At 64.1% G+C, this 13,206-nt stretch carries 12 protein-coding genes; 1 reads left to right on the forward strand and 11 read right to left on the reverse strand.

The window, feature by feature from the left end; genetic code table 11:
• Positions 1–43: 43 nt before the first annotated feature.
• From LB551_RS16945 to LB551_RS16965, 5 genes are all read right to left on the reverse strand, one after another.
• Positions 44–1,666: an ABC transporter ATP-binding protein gene (locus tag LB551_RS16945; RefSeq protein ID WP_224659920.1), complete on the reverse strand. Its 1,623-nt coding sequence runs from the start codon at positions 1,664–1,666 to the stop codon at positions 44–46.
• Positions 1,663–2,532 (reverse strand): ABC transporter permease, encoded by an 870-nt coding sequence (locus LB551_RS16950; protein WP_224659921.1) that lies wholly within the window; start codon positions 2,530–2,532, stop codon positions 1,663–1,665. The genes LB551_RS16945 and LB551_RS16950 overlap by 4 nt, the downstream gene beginning before the upstream one ends.
• Positions 2,529–3,476, reverse strand: a complete 948-nt coding sequence (locus LB551_RS16955) for an ABC transporter permease (protein WP_224659922.1) — start codon at positions 3,474–3,476, stop codon at positions 2,529–2,531. The genes LB551_RS16950 and LB551_RS16955 overlap by 4 nt, the downstream gene beginning before the upstream one ends.
• Before the next feature lie 256 nt (positions 3,477–3,732).
• Positions 3,733–5,211 (reverse strand): ABC transporter substrate-binding protein, encoded by a 1,479-nt coding sequence (locus LB551_RS16960; protein WP_224659923.1) that lies wholly within the window; start codon positions 5,209–5,211, stop codon positions 3,733–3,735.
• Between the two features lie 158 nt (positions 5,212–5,369).
• On the reverse strand, positions 5,370–6,644 hold the full coding sequence (locus LB551_RS16965) for an acetylornithine deacetylase/succinyl-diaminopimelate desuccinylase family protein (RefSeq protein WP_224659924.1): 1,275 nt from the start codon (positions 6,642–6,644) through the stop codon (positions 5,370–5,372).
• A gap of 217 nt (positions 6,645–6,861) precedes the next feature.
• Between LB551_RS16965 and LB551_RS16970 the strand changes: the two genes are divergently transcribed.
• Positions 6,862–7,290, forward strand: coding sequence for a L,D-transpeptidase (locus tag LB551_RS16970; protein ID WP_140551394.1), 429 nt, complete (start codon positions 6,862–6,864; stop codon positions 7,288–7,290).
• A 46-nt stretch (positions 7,291–7,336) separates the two neighbouring features.
• Here LB551_RS16970 and LB551_RS16975 read toward each other — a convergent pair whose 3' ends face one another.
• The 6 genes from LB551_RS16975 to LB551_RS17000 form a co-directional block, all read right to left on the reverse strand.
• Positions 7,337–8,278 carry a lipid A biosynthesis lauroyl acyltransferase gene (locus tag LB551_RS16975; protein WP_263495906.1) on the reverse strand — a complete coding sequence of 314 codons (942 nt, stop codon included), beginning with the start codon at positions 8,276–8,278 and terminating at the stop codon, positions 7,337–7,339.
• A gap of 39 nt (positions 8,279–8,317) precedes the next feature.
• Positions 8,318–9,346, reverse strand: coding sequence for a zinc-binding dehydrogenase (locus tag LB551_RS16980; RefSeq protein WP_224659926.1), 1,029 nt, complete (start codon positions 9,344–9,346; stop codon positions 8,318–8,320).
• Positions 9,347–9,383: 37 nt separating this feature from the next.
• Positions 9,384–10,655, reverse strand: coding sequence for a beta-ketoacyl-ACP synthase (locus tag LB551_RS16985; protein WP_140517231.1), 1,272 nt, complete (start codon positions 10,653–10,655; stop codon positions 9,384–9,386).
• A gap of 41 nt (positions 10,656–10,696) precedes the next feature.
• Positions 10,697–11,884 carry a beta-ketoacyl-ACP synthase gene (locus tag LB551_RS16990; protein ID WP_224627943.1) on the reverse strand — a complete coding sequence of 396 codons (1,188 nt, stop codon included), beginning with the start codon at positions 11,882–11,884 and terminating at the stop codon, positions 10,697–10,699.
• 17 nt (positions 11,885–11,901) lie between these two features.
• The gene (locus LB551_RS16995; protein ID WP_010909964.1) at positions 11,902–12,183 is read right to left on the reverse strand and encodes an acyl carrier protein; all 282 of its coding nucleotides are present in this window, start codon (positions 12,181–12,183) and stop codon (positions 11,902–11,904) included.
• A gap of 302 nt (positions 12,184–12,485) precedes the next feature.
• The gene (locus LB551_RS17000) at positions 12,486–13,034 is read right to left on the reverse strand and encodes a histidine phosphatase family protein (protein ID WP_224627946.1); all 549 of its coding nucleotides are present in this window, start codon (positions 13,032–13,034) and stop codon (positions 12,486–12,488) included.
• Between the last annotated feature and the right edge of the window lie 172 nt (positions 13,035–13,206).

Here is a 13,206-nt window from a genome sequence, read left to right on the forward strand (position 1 = left end):
TCCCTTTCACTCACACGGCGGATTCGCTTCGCGAACCGATCGCTCACCCCTGCTCCTGCATACGGCGTGCAATTGCCCTGTGCAGGTCCGGCGCTGCGGCGACAAGCGCCTTCGCTGCCTCGGATTGCGGGTGATCCAGCACCTCATTCGTCTTGCCGCGCTCGACGATCATGCCGTCATGCATGACCAGCACCTCGTCCGTGATGGCACGGGCGACGCTGAGGTCGTGGGTGATGAAGAGATAGGCGATGCCGAGTTTCTGGTTGAGCTCGGCGAACAGGTCGAGGATCTGAGCGCGGATCGAAACATCGAGCGCCGAAACAGGCTCGTCGGCGACGACCAGTTTCGGGCGGGTGATGATGGCGCGGGCGATCGACAGGCGCTGGCGCTGGCCGCCGGAAAATTCGTGCGGATACTTTTCCATGTCGTGCTGGTCGAGGCCGACTTCATGCAGCGCCTGCGCCACCATCTCGCGGCGCTCGGCGCGCCCCGGTTTCCTGTCCAGCACGTGCAGCGGCTCGGCGACCAGTTTCTCGACCTTCTGGCGCGGATCGAACGAGCCATAAGGGTCCTGGAACACCACCTGCATGTCGCGCCGCGCCGGCTTCAGGTCCGCCTCGCTCTTGCCGGTGAGGGGCTCGCCGCGAAAGCGGATGGTCCCCGAACTCGGCCGGTCCAGCGCCAGGATCATGCGTGCCAAGGTAGACTTGCCGCAGCCGGAGCGGCCGACCAGCGCCACCGACTGGCCCGGCTCCATCGATAGCGACACGCCGTCGACGGCGTGGATATCAGGGGCGCGCCTGAACAGTGAGGTACGCCGGCCGGGATAGTCGCGCGTCACGCCCTCGACCTCGAGCAAGGGCCTGGCTGCCGTGGCGCCATGCGGCCGGGCGCGTGCGGGCACGTGCATCGAGGCCAGCGCCAGCTGACGGGTATAGGGGTGGAGCTGCTCGGAGAGCGTGCGTGCCGTATCGCCGGCTTCCATGACTTCGCCCCGACGAAGGATGGTGATGCGGTCCGCCATCTCGGTGACGACGGCGAGGTCATGCGAGATCAGCAGCAGGCCCATGCCGCTCTCGGCGACCAGGTCGCGCAAGAGGGCGAGGATTTGCGCCTGCAGCACCACGTCGAGCGCCGTCGTCGGCTCGTCGGCGATCAGCAGTTTCGGCTTCAGCGCGCAGGCCATGGCAATGACGACACGTTGGCGCTGGCCGCCGGACAGTTCGTGCGGATAGCGCGACAGCGGGAATTTTGCCGATGGCAAGCCGACCCGGTCGAGCATTTTTCGCGCCCGCTCTTCCGCCTCGGCGCGTGTTGCCTTGGCATGCCAGCGTATGCCTTCGGCGACCTGCTCGCCGATGGTCTTGAGCGGGTTCAGCGCGGTCATCGGCTCCTGGAACACCATGCCGATATCGTCGCCGCGCAGGGCGCACATCTGATCCTCGCTTGCCGCGAGGATGTCGATGCCGTCGAAGGTAACGCGCCCGCTGGCACGCGCGGCATATGGTAAAAGCCGCATGACGCTCAGCGCCGTCATCGATTTGCCGGAGCCGGATTCGCCGACCAGCCCCATCACCTCGCCGGGCGCGATGGAGAGCTCGACGCCTTTGAGGATCGGTGTGTCTCCGATCGCCAGCGACAGATTGTCGATTTCCAGCAGGCTCATCGTTGCCGCCGCGATTTCGGATCGAGGATGTCGGCGATGCCGTCGCCCAGGAGGTTCAGCCCAAGCACGGTGATCACGATCGCCATGCCGGGAAAGATCGCCATCCAGGGCGCCACCACCATGCGGGTCTGGGCGTCGAACAGCATGCGGCCCCAGCTCGGCATTGGCGGTTGGGCGCCAAGGCCCAGATAGGAAAGCCCGGCCTCGGCCAATATGCCGAGCGCGAACTGGATAGTGCCTTGCACCAAGAGCAAGGTGGCGATGTTGGGCAGCACATGTTCGATTGATATCAGCGCTTTGCCCTTGCCCGCCGCGCGGGCGGCGAGGATGAATTCGCGCGGCCAGATCGCCAAGGCGCCGGCGCGGGCGACGCGGGCAAAGACAGGGATGTTGAAGATGCCGATGGCGATGATGGCATTGACGGCGCCGGGGCCGAAGATGGCGGTGATCATGATGGCCGACAAAAGGGCAGGGAAGGCGAAGACGAGATCGTTGATGCGCATCAGCGCCTCGTCGACGAGGCCGCCGCGCGCCGCCGCAAAAGCGCCGAGCGGCACACCGACGCCCATGCCGATGCCGACCGCGACCAGAGCCACGGCGATCGAATTGCGGGCGCCGACCATGATCATCGACAGGATGTCGCGACCGAAATGGTCGGTGCCGAACCAGTGCGCCCAGGACGGCGCGAGCGTCTTGTCGGATATGACCAGCCGGGTCACGTCATAAGGCGTCCAGACATAGGAGAGGATCGCCACCGCCGCCACGAACATCGTGACGACGAAGCCGGCGAGAAACGAGCGATTGCCGAACGCCTTGACGAGGATGTTGCCCAACGTCTCTTCGGGGATGTCCGGATGCAGCGTCATTGCCGGCTCCTGAGGCGCGGATCGACCACGGCATAGGAAAGATCGACGATGAGGTTGACGGCGATGACGGCGGCGACCAGCAGCATGACGACGCTTTCGACGACGATCAGGTCGCGCTGGGTGATCGCCTGGAACACCAGCCGGCCGAGGCCGGGCAGGTAAAAGACGTTCTCGATGATGATGGTGCCGGCGAGCAGGAAGGCGAATTGCAGGCCAAGGATGGTCAGCACGGGGATCATGGCATTGCGCAGCGCGTGCCGCCACAGGACCGCGCGATAGGGCAGACCCTTGGCGCGGGCGGTGCGGATATAATCCTCGTTCAGCACCTCGATCAGCGCCGAACGGGTGACGCGTGCCAGAATCGCGGCCTGCGGCAATGCGAGCGCCACAGCCGGCAGCAGCAGCGATTTCAGCGCCGGCCAGGCACCGGCCCCCCAGCCGGGAAAGCCGCCGGCCGGAACCAGCCGCAACCAGACTGCGAAGAGATAGATCAGCATCAGCGCGAACCAGAAATTGGGGATGGCGACGCCGAGCTGCGCGGCGCCCATCGCTGCCGTGTCACCCATCCGGCCGCGATGGTTCGCTGAAAACAGGCCGACCGGAATGGCGATGAGGGTGGATAGGGCGAGCGCGATCAGCGCCAGCGGCAAAGAGACGACGAGACGCTCCCGCACAAGATCGATGACCGGTACCGAATAGGTGTAGGAGCGGCCGAAATCCAGGCTGAGCAGGCCCCCGGCCCAGTGCAGGTAGCGCCATGCCAGCGGCGCGTCGAGGCCCATCTGGTTGCGCAACAGCTCGACCTGGTCGGCGCTGGCGTTCATGCCCAGCATCAGCCGCGCCGGATCGCCGGGCAGGATCTCCAGCACGGCGAACACAACCATGGAGGCCAGCGCCAGCGTGGCGGCGGCGATGGCGAGGCGTTTGAGGAGGTAGGCGGTCATGGGAGGTGGGAGGCCGGCGTGTTGCCTGGGGCGAACAGCCGGCGACGGTATAGCCCTACGGCGCCCCCCTCTGTCCTGCCGGACATCTCCCCCACAAGGAGGGAGATCGCTCGTTCATCACGGCTTTCGCCAATCGCTAGCATGGCATGGTCGGCGGCGGCGCTGAAATTGCCAATCTCCCCCCTTGTGGAGGAGATGCCCGGCAGGGCAGAGGGGGGCGCGAAGGAATGCAATCGTCGCCTGTTGCGCAACAATCTCACTCGCTCCACTTCACCTTGGTGAGATCATTGGCCTGGATCGGCGCGTTTTCCCACAGGCCCTGCAGCTTGGCGTCCCAGACGCCGACCTTGGGCAGTTCGTAGAGGAAGCCGACCACGGCGTCGTCGGCCAGAATCTTCTGTGCCTGCCCCAGCAACTCCTTGCGCTTGGCCTCGTCGGAGGTGACGTCCAGATCGGCGATCACCTTGTCGAAGGCCGGGTTGTCGTAGTTGAAGTAATAATCCTTGCGCGCGTAGATACCGATGTCGTTGGGCTCGGTATGGGAGACGATGGTCAGGTCGTAGTCTTTCTTGGTGAACACCTGATCCAGCCATTGGGCCCACTCGACGGGAATGATCTCGAGGTTGATGCCGACGTCACGGAGCTGCGAGGCGATGATCTCGCCGCCGAGCCTGGCATAGGTGGGCGGCGGCAGCTTCAGCGTCGCCTTGAAGCCGTTCTCCAGCCCGGCTTCCTTCAAGAGTTCCTTGGCCTTGGCGACATCGTGCGGATAGCGGCCGGTGAGGTCGACGTAATCCTTGTTGGCCGGCGACATATGCGAGCCGATCGGCAGGCCGAGGCCGGCCGAGGCACCGTCGATGATCGCCTTGCGATCGAGCGCGTAGGAGATTGCCTGCCTGACCTGCAATTTGTCGAAGGGCGGCTTCTTGTTGTTGATCGACAGGATGGTTTCGCCTTCGGTCGAACCGATCACCACCTTGAAACGCGGATCGTCCTTGACCTGCGCGAGACTGTCGGGATCGAAGAATGGGAACGCCTGGATATCGCCGGAAAGCAATGCCGGTACGCTAGCGGCGGCATCGGGCACGATGCGGAATTCGACCTTGTCGAGGTAAGCCGGCGTGCCCCAATAGCTGTCGGATTTCACCAGCGTGATCGAGGATCCCTTGGCCCAGCTCTGGAATTTGAACGGGCCGGTTCCGACCGGCTTTTCCTTGTTGGCGTCAGCGGATTTCGGCGACACGATAACCGCGTCGCCCCAGCCCATATTGTAAAGGAAAGACCCTTGCGGGTTCTTCAACGTCACCTTGACCGTTGCTGGGTCGATCACCTCGACCGTGTCGATGGCCGCGAACAGGGCTTTTTGCGCATTGACCGAATTGTCGGCGCGGGCGCGGTCGAGCGAGAATTTCACGTCGTCGGCGCTGAAGCCGGCGCCGTCGTGAAACTTCACGCCGCTGTGCAGCTTGAAGGTGTATGTCTTGCCGTCATCGGAGATGGTCCAGCTTTCGGCCAGGTCCGGAAGCACCTCGCCGTTGGGGCCGATGCGGGTCAGGCCTTCGAACACATTGGCGTAGAGGACCTCATCGATGGCCGCGGCGGCGCCGGCGGTCGGATCGAGATGCGGCGGTTCGAGCGGGATGCCGATGACCAGATCGGTGCGCGCCGCGAACGCGGGAGTGCCGGCGGCCAGCGCCAGGACGGCGGCTGCCAGGATGGTTTTCCACAATTTCATCGTGCGACTCCCCGTGTGGTCAAACATGCGCTCAAACCGGGCGAATAGAAGCGTGATTTCGCACGGGAGTAAATTGCGTTTCGTGCGGCGCGGCGGCGTAGCCGGGAATGTTTTTCTCCGGACGGCCGCATCGATCATTGGCTCTTGTCCGTGCGGCGCTATCGGGCGCCGCGCAATAGCACGTTGAGCCCAATCGCCATCACCTTGGCCGATTCCACCATATCCGAGATGCCGACCCATTCGTCCGGCCGGTGGGCGAGATCGAGAATGCCCGGACCATAGGCGATGCAATCATAGACATGGCCGATGCGGGCAATGTGCTTCTGGTCGTAGGTGCCGGGTGAAATGACGTAATCGGGCTCGCGATCAAAGATCGCGTGGATGCCTTGCGCGATTGCCTTGACGACGGGAGCGTCGCGCTCGGTCATCAGCGGCAGCACCTCCATCAGGTCGCGGATCTCGTAGTCGAATTTTTGCCGATCGCGCTTCAGCCGCTCGAGAATGCCGGTCACCTCGCCCTTGACCGTGGCGAGATCCTCTTCGAGCAGGAAGCGGCGGTCGATGGTCAGCCGGCAGGAATCGGGCACGTTGGGCGAGGGCAGGCCGGGCCGGAAATCCTCGGTCTGACCGCCATGGATGGAGTTGATATTCATGGTCGAGCGCTTCGCCCCTTCGGGCACGACCGGCATGCGCGTCATCTTGCGGTCGAGCGCAGGGAACAATTCGTCCTCGAATGCCTGCAGCACGGCGCCCATATGGCGCACCGCATTGTCGCCAAGGAACGGCATCGAGCCATGCGCGATTTCGCCCTTGGTCTCGATCTCGGCCCACCAGACGCCGCGATGGCCAAGGCAGATGCGGTCCTTGTTCAACGGTTCGGGAATGATGACGTGGTCGACCCTGGGTTTCGAGAAATAGCCGAGCGTCGCCAGATGCGCGACACCGCCGAAGCCGCCGGATTCCTCGTCGACCGTGCCTGATATCTCGATGGCACCGGGAAAATCGGGAAATACCTCCATGAAGGCTTCGGCCGCGATGATCGAGGAAGCCAGGCCGCCTTTCATGTCGCAGGCGCCGCGGCCGTAGACCTTGCCGTCCCTGACGACGCCGCCGAAAGGATCGACGGTCCAGCCGTCGCCGGCCTCGACGACATCGATATGCGAGTTGAAGTGGACGCAGGCGCCAGGCGAGCGGCCGTCGAAGCGAGCGACGACGTTGACGCGCGGGTAGCGGTCGGTGTCGCCGGGCGTGCCCTCGGCACGGATGAACTCGGTCTGAAAGCCGCTCTTCTTCATCCGCGCGCCAAGAAATTCGGCGCATGGCCGGTACGCTTCGCCGGGCGGGTTGATGGTGGGAAAACGGATCAGCTCGGCGGTCAGCGCGACGAGATCGTCACGCCGGTCATCGATCGCTTGCAAGAGTCGCTCGTTCATGGCTCGAGTTGAGCAGCGATCGGCGTCGTTTTGCAAGTCCGCTGGCAATTAGGCCGTTGCGGCGTGTCGTTACGGCAACTCTTGCGGGAATTCGTTCAAATTCGCTGCTTTGGATTCGCGAATTGGTCAAAGGTATATGTTATGCTGTTCACCTGCCATTAAAGAGATGAAAAACGACATGAAGGCAGGCAAGGGGCAATCAAGGGGGTTTGATCGCATGAAAAAGACAGTTCTCATGGCAGCAGCACTTGTCACGATGCTGTTCGGTGCTTCGGTGCAGAGCTGGGCAGCCAGCCTCATTGCAAATATAGACGTGTCGTCGCAGACAATGACGGTCAGGTACGGCCAGGAGGTTTACCGGTGGAACGTGTCCACGGCCCGGCCCGGCTACTTTACGCCGCGCGGCACCTACCGGCCGCAGCGAACGGCCCGGATGTGGTATTCGCGCAAATACGACATGTCCCCGATGCCTTATTCCGTGTTCTTCCACGGCGGCTATGCCATCCACGGAACGGGCGCGGTGAGGCAGCTCGGCCGACCGGCCTCGCATGGCTGCGTGCGGCTGCATACGGCCAATGCGGCGGCTTTCTACTCGATGGTGCGAGAAGTCGGCTTCGGCAACACGCGCATCGTCGTGAGGAACTGACTGCTACGCCGGCCATTGTGCCTGAGGCGCATCGGACAAATTCAGGTTAGGCGCTTCGGGTCTTTGCCTTGCGTCGCTTGCGGCTGATGTCCCATCTCTTGTGGAACCACATCCACTGGCCGGGATCCTCGCGCACCCAGCGCTCGACCACGTCGTTGAGGATCTGGGTGGTGGCGCGCACGTCGACGCTGCCATCGGCGGTGCGCGGTAATGTCAGCTTCTCTTCTATCTCGAGCCTGAAGCGGTTGCCCGGCAGCCTGACGCAGCGCGCCGGGTAGACGTCGCAATCATAGTGACGGGCAAGTGTGCCGAGCACGCGATTGCTCTGGCAGGGGCGGCCGAAGAATGTCGTTTCCAGGCCGCCCGTGAATTTCTGGTCGACAAGAACCCCGATATTGCCGCCGTTTTCCAATACCGAGGCGAGCGCGAATGAAGCGCCCGCCATCGAGGGCAGCAAAGATCCCATCGTCGCGCGGCGCGTCGAGAGGATGTAGTCGGCCAAATAGGGATTATTGGGCGGGCGAAACAGCGCGGTGATATTCATGCCGAACGTGGCTGCCGCCACCGGCAGCAATTCGAAATTGCCGAGATGCCCGGTGAAGACGATATGCGGCTTCTTTTCGGCCGCGATCTCCACGAAGTGGTCTACTCCCTTGACCTCGACGCGGCCGGGACTGGCGGCGGCTGGATCGTAATCGAACAAGGCGTCGAGGAAGATGTATTCGGCGGCCAGCCGCGCCATGTTGCCCCACATGTCGGAGGCGATGGCCTGGATCTCGGCTTCGCTCTTCTGCGGATAGGCCTTGCGCAGATTTTCGACGGCCACATTATGGCGTCCGACCCATGGACCGATGCGGCGGGCGACGCGGTCAGCGAAATTCAGCGCGCTGTCGGGCGGCAGCAGGCGCAGCACCGAGATGATGATCATCGCAATGCGCGCAACCAGCCAGTGCTCGAACCGGCGCAACTGCCGGCCGTAGCGGAACATCAGGTCGCGGCGAAGCTTCTTCAACACAGAAGTCAGGGCCTAGACGACGCGCAGGATGATCTTGCCAAAGACGTCGCGGCCTTCCATGCGCTTCAGCGCGGCGTCGATGTCGTCGAAGCCGACTTCGGTGTCGATGACGGGTGCGACCTGTCCCGCCGCCATCTTCTGCATGGCGTTGGCCATGTTCTCCATGCGGCAGCCGAACGAGCCGAGCAGCTTCAACTGCTGCTGGAAGAGCTGCATCAGGTTGACCTGCGTCGACACGCCCGACGTCGAGCCGCAGGTGACGAGCCGGCCGCCGCGCCTCAGGCACAGCATCGAGCCGGCAAAAGTGTCCGCGCCGACATGTTCGAACACGACGTCGACGCCCTTCTTCCTGGTCAGCTTGCGTACGACGCCCTCGAACCGGTCGTCACGGTAGTTGATGACATGATCGGCGCCGAGCGCCTTGGCTTTGTCGATCTTGTCGTTCGAGCCGACCGTGGTGATGACCGTGCAGCCCATCCGCTTCGCCAGCTGGATTGCGGCCGAGCCGATGCCGGATCCGCCGGCATGGACAAGGATCGTCTCGCCGGGCTCGAGCCTGGCATTGTCGAACAGCATGTGTTCGACGGTGCCGAAAGTGACGGGGGCGACCGCCGCGCCGATCTCGCTCACGCCCGGGGGGGCGGGGACCAGCAGGCGCGCAGGCAGGTTGATCTTCTCTTGGGCGAAGCCGTCGAGATGGAAGCCGTGAACGCCCGAGACGTGTTCGCAAAGATTGTCGCGGCCTTCGCGGCAGGCGCGGCAGAGGCCGCAGGTGCGCGCGCCGTAGATCGATACCAGCTGCCCCGGCAGCAGTCCGGAAACGCCGGGGCCGACGGTCTCGACCTCGCCGGAGGCTTCCGCGCCGACGACCAGCGGCAGCTTGCGCTTGGCGAAAGCCATGCCGCGCCAGCCCCAGACGTCGATGTGGTTCAGCGCCACTGCCTTGATGCGCAGCGTCACTTCGCCGAGCGCGGGCGGCGGCGGGGGCGGCAGGTCCATCGTTTCAAGACGGCGGTCCTCGATAAGTTGCAGTGCGCGCATGGAGCCTGTCGGTTCTGTTCTAGCGGAAGCGGCTCGCTTAGACCGGTTCCCGCGCCATGACAAGGCAAGTGTTCTGGCCGCCGAAGCCGAAGGAGTTCGAAAGCACGGTGCCGACCTGCGCATTGCGCTTCTTGTTCGGCACGACATCGAGCACGATCGCCGGATCGGGATTGTCGTAGTTGATGGTCGGCGGAATGACGCCTTCGCGCATGGTCATCAGGGAAAACGCCGCTTCCACCGCCCCGGCGGCGGACAGCGTATGGCCGATCATCGACTTGTTGGACGAGATCGGCATCGAGCCGATCCGTTCGCCGAACACCGTCGACAGCGACAGGTGCTCCATCTTGTCGTTTTCCGGCGTCGAGGTGCCGTGCGCGTTGACATAGTCGATCTCGTCCTCGCCCAGGCCGGCATCGGCAAGGGCCGCGCGCACCGCCGCTATGGCCGGCGAACCATCCGGCTTGGAGCGGGTGCGGTGGAAGTCGTCCGCCTTTTCGCCGCAGCCGCGCAGAATGCCCAAGACGCTCGCTCCACGGGCGAGCGCTGCCTCCAGCGATTCCAGCACCAGAGCGCCGGAACCTTCGGCCAGCACGAAGCCGTCGCGGTCCTTGGAGAAGGGCTTGGAGGCTTTTTCGGGGATGTCGTTGTGGGTCGAAAGCGCCGACAGCAACGAGAAACGAATCAGCGCCTCGGCGGTCGCCGAACCATCGGCGCCGATCGACAGCGCCCGATCGCACTCACCGCGGCGGATCGCCTCGACGCCGAGCTGGATGGCGGTGGCGCCGGAGGCGCAAGCGGTCGACAGCGTGATCGGCAGGCCGCGCGTGCCGAAACGGTCGGCGAGCCGGTCCGCGATCGAGCCGAACTGCGTGGTCTCGAAAGTATCGAGCTCCTTCAGGCCGCGCGCCACCCGAAGCAGCCTTTCGGCACCGGCGTCGTGCTTGTCGGAATTGTAGAGCGCGAACCGCTCATGCCAGTCGAGTTCGACCGGCGGCGAGGCCAGAAACAGCGGTCCGCCGAAGTCGCTGGAATTGAGGCCGGCTTCGGCAACAGCTTCCTGCGCGGCGGTCTCCGCCAGTTCGTAGGTGAGGGGGCTGGCGCCCTTCGAGCTCGACGCAAGGAAATCGACCATGCCGGAAATGCGGGTGTTGAGGTGGTCGACAGGGAAGCGGGTGATCGGGTGGATGCCCGACCTGCCCGAGGTCAGCGCCGCCCAATTGTCTGATTTCCCGGCTCCAAGGGAAGTAACCACGCCGATGCCTGTGACGGCAACGATCGGCCTGCCCATGTGATCTCTGAGATTGGCCATCCGGAAGCCCTACCTTTATCGTTGTAATGTGGCTGGCCGCTCTATGCGGCGTTGACCAGCGCCATGCCCTCGAATTGGTGGTAGCCGATCGCCGTTGCAAGGACGCTTCTTGGAATGCCTTCGAACGGTTTCTCGGCAGCGGCATCGAAAACCGGGTAGGCGGCCTTGCGGTCGACTGCGAGCGCCGCCAGCGCCACGGCGAAGGGAAACTGCGCTTCCTTCATGTGACCGGTCAGTGTCGCGAAGCCGCGCGCCGCGATCGCCGGATTGGCGTCGAATGCCGACTTCTCGGCGGCGGTAGCCGCGTGAGCGCCAGAGGCGCCAGACATGGTCAGCAAGCCGCCATCCGGTACGGCGGTCTTCTTGAGCAGCGCGGCGATCTCGGAATCGAGCTCGCCCTGCCGCCGCCTGGCACGGCCGGAGACGACCGGGCCGAGTTCGGCATAGATCCTGCGCCCCCGGCTTGCCGCGTGTTCGCGCTGCTCCAGCACCAGGAAGGCGCCGCCGGATCCCGACACAACGCCGCCGCCTTCGTCGCCTTGCCGCTGCCAGACCGGCCTCCAGGCGCCGCGATGCAGGTAGCCGGCAAGCTCATAGCCGAGCAACATATCGGAATGTTCGGTCTGGAAGGCGCCCCCAACCAGTATGTGCGTCGACTGGCCGGAGCGGATGCGCGCGGCAGCCGTCTCGACGGCGGCTACGCCGGCGCCTTCCTCGCCCATGAAGGTCCTGGACGATCCCGTCACCTTGTGGACGATGGAGATGTTGCCGGCGAGCAGATTGGAAAGCTGCGCCAGGAACAGGGTGGGACGCAATTCGGTAGTGAGCTTCTCGTTGAGCAGCACGTCACGATCATTGCGGTTTTCCGAGGCGGCCAGGATGGCGGCGTCGACCGCTTCGTCGCGCTCGCCGCCGCCGGCGGCCACGACCATGTCCATGGTCGTGCAGAGTTCGTCATTGCCCTTGATGCCGGCATCGTCCAGCGCAAGACCCGCGGCATAGGTGCCGAGCCTCTGCCAGGTTTCCATCTGGCGCTGGTCGCCGCGCTTGGCGATCTGCAGGTTCCAGTCGATCTCGGGCAGCGGATGGACGGTGTAGGGCGCGAAACGCTCGGCTTCGAGCACCGGCTTCTGACCCGGCTGAGTGAGCTTGCGCCAGTGTTCATCGGGGCCTTCTCCCAACGAGGAGACAAGGCCAATGCCGGTGATGACGACGTCGCGGGGGCTCATGGATGATCGGGTACGGATCAGGCGGTCTTGGCGGCGACCAGTGCGTCGATCTTGGCGCACAGGTTCTTCATGACAAAGTAATCGTCCGTCGAAGCCTTGCCGTCATTGACTTCCTGGGTCCACTTTTCCAGCGGCACCTTGATACCGAATTCCTTGTCGATGGCGAAGACTATGTCGAGGAAATCGAGGCTGTCGATGCCGAGATCGTCGATCGTGTGGCTCTCGGGCGTGATGGTGTCGATGTCGATCTCGCTGGTGTCGGCAATGATCTTGGCGACTTTGTCGAACGTGGTGGACAAGGGCTTTTCCTTCGGTTGCGGGCGGAATCTGTCCGCATCTTGTTTGGGCGCTGTCTAATCGGTTTTTCCCGGCAGGAAAAGGCCTGATACGCCGGGTGCAGATGGGTAGCGTGCCCAAGAAACGCAAGACGGGCTGCCGGTCAACCCGGCGGCCCGTCCATGGCTGGCGGCGGCGGATGATGTTGGCCTCATTGTCGCGGCCCGAGCGCGGCATCTTTTTTTGGTGGTATTCTGGCAACATTCTCTCTGTCGCAAGTCCTCATCGACGGGTAGCTGCCCGCTGATGCGCCGCTCGGCCCCGATTAGAACGTAACGCGGCCGAGCACGCGCAGGCCATCGCCCTGCGGCTCGACGACAACGGCTTCGCCCTCGCGCGGCGAGACGCCCGTCAACGCCGCGATATTTTCCAGATGAGTGACCATGACCAGGTTATCGGAGCCGGAATAGGCACGGATTTCCTTCACGATCGCGGCGAGTTGCGCCGCCTTCTGCACTGCGTCGCCCTTCAGCAGGTCGAGCGGCGCGAAAGGCTCCGGCTCGGTCTCGAAGGCGATGCGCGCGGTGTCGAGGCAGCGGCAATAGCGACTGGACAGCACGCGCTCGACCGGGGCGGCACGGGCGGCGAGCAAGGCGCCGATCTTGCTCGACTGCTGCTTGCCGCGTGCCGACAAATTGACCTGGGTGGCGCAGCGGTCGATATCGAAATTGGCGGGATCGGTGGTGCCGGTGACCATGGCATGGCGCAAAAGCACGACATGGCCGCCATCGCGCAGCAGCGCCCAGCCGGCGTCCGTCGCATGCGCTGCAACGGGCACGCCAAACAGGAACAACGCCAAGGCAAATCGGATCATCGTAATCCTTCCAGAAGCCGGGCACCGGCCACCCGCATATAGGGAGCGGAAAGCAGGTACAAAGACAAGCGAAAGGCCTGCGGCCCTCCGCGGCCTCACGTCTTCGTCATCACGGCGTCAGAAGATCGATCTTCCGGCCGGTGAGCGGGATGGGGATCGTGTAGCCCGCTTC

This window comes from Mesorhizobium sp. BR1-1-2, assembly GCF_020165435.1.
Taxonomy (GTDB): Bacteria; Pseudomonadota; Alphaproteobacteria; order Rhizobiales; family Rhizobiaceae; genus Mesorhizobium.